We start from the raw sequence: 762 nt of genomic DNA on the forward strand, positions 1-762 counted from the left end.
ACCTGCCCGGCGGGGTGCTGCCGCTGCGGCTGCTCGCGATCGCCGCTCAGCTGGGCTGCGTTCTGCTGGTCGCCGCCCTGGTCGCCGAGTTCGAAGGCCGGGCACGTGCCCAGACCATCGCGGCCGCGGCGGTCGCGGCCTGCCCCGTGTTCGTCGCCGCGTCACTGCTGTTCGGTACGACGGTGCTCGACCAGCTGGCCTGGGCCGCCGTGTTCGTCCTGGTGGCGAGGGCCCTGCGGCTGGGCACGGTGCGCGCCTGGCTGGCGGCCGGGACGGTGGCCGGAATCGGGCTGGAGAACAAGGACACCATCGGCGTGCTGGTGCTGGGCATCGCCGTCGGGCTGGTGCTGTTCCACCGCGGCGCGCTGCGTACCGCCGGGCCCTGGGCGGCCGGTGCCCTGGCGGCGCTGATGGTCGCGCCGAACGTGGTGTGGAACGCGCGGCACGACTGGGCGCAGTTCCGCATGGGCGCCGGGCTCTCGGCCGCGCAGGGCGGCCCGCTCGGCTCCCTGGCGCAGCTTCCCGAACTGGCGGTGATCCTGGCCGGCCCACCGCTGATCATGTTGTGGATCTTCGGCGTCCGCCGGCTGGCTTCGCCGACCGGCCGCGACCATCGGTGGGTGCTCGCCGCCGCGCTGACCGTGGTGGTCGTGTTCACCGCCAGTGGCGGTAAGAGCTACTACCCGGCGCCCGCCCTGATCGGGTTGTTCGCGGCCGGCGGGGTGCTGCCGCTGCGGCTGCTCGCGATCGCCGCTCAGCTGG

The 762-nt window shown here is 74.5% G+C and carries 1 protein-coding gene; it reads left to right on the plus strand.

The genetic code is table 11. From position 1 onward, the window contains the following. Nucleotides 1–762: glycosyltransferase family 39 protein (locus ACFFNX_RS51730; RefSeq protein WP_378213861.1), on the plus strand; the 762-nt coding region annotated here is incomplete at both ends.

The organism is Actinoallomurus acaciae (assembly GCF_042429965.1).
Lineage (GTDB): Bacteria > Actinomycetota > Actinomycetes > Streptosporangiales > Streptosporangiaceae > Actinoallomurus > Actinoallomurus acaciae.